The organism is Actinospica durhamensis (assembly GCF_018139695.1).
Taxonomy (GTDB): Bacteria; Actinomycetota; Actinomycetes; order Streptomycetales; family Catenulisporaceae; genus Actinospica; species Actinospica durhamensis.
On the sequence record NZ_JAGSOG010000850.1, the window covers coordinates 1 to 401 of the forward strand.

The window sequence follows — 401 nt, forward strand, 5'->3', positions numbered from 1 at the left end:
ACTACGGCCAGTTCCAGGCGCACCTGACCGACAAGGAGATCGTCGGCGGCCCGGGCGCGCAGGCCACCACCGCCAAGGCGGTCGAGGCCCGGGAGAAGGGCGCCGGCCCCGTCCTCGGCGTCTTCTCCACCGGTCCGGAGATCCGGAACACGGTGCAGAACCTCACGACGGAGATCATCGGCACCGTCGTCCTGCTGCTCGCCGTGCTCACCCAGGGCCTGAACGACGCGGGCAACGGCCTCGGGGTACTGGGCGGCCTGATCACGGCGCTCGTGGTCGTCTCCATCGGTCTGTCGCTGGGCGGCCCGACCGGTTACGCCATCAACCCGGCCCGCGACCTCGGTCCGCGCATCGTGCACGCCCTGCTGCCCCTGCCCAACAAGGGCGGCTCCGACTGGTCC

1 protein-coding gene is annotated in these 401 nt (G+C 71.6%); it reads left to right on the forward strand.

From position 1 onward, the window contains the following. Positions 1-401, forward strand: a 401-nt coding sequence (locus KDL01_RS42530) for an MIP/aquaporin family protein (protein WP_212534357.1), incomplete at both ends; no start/stop codon positions are given.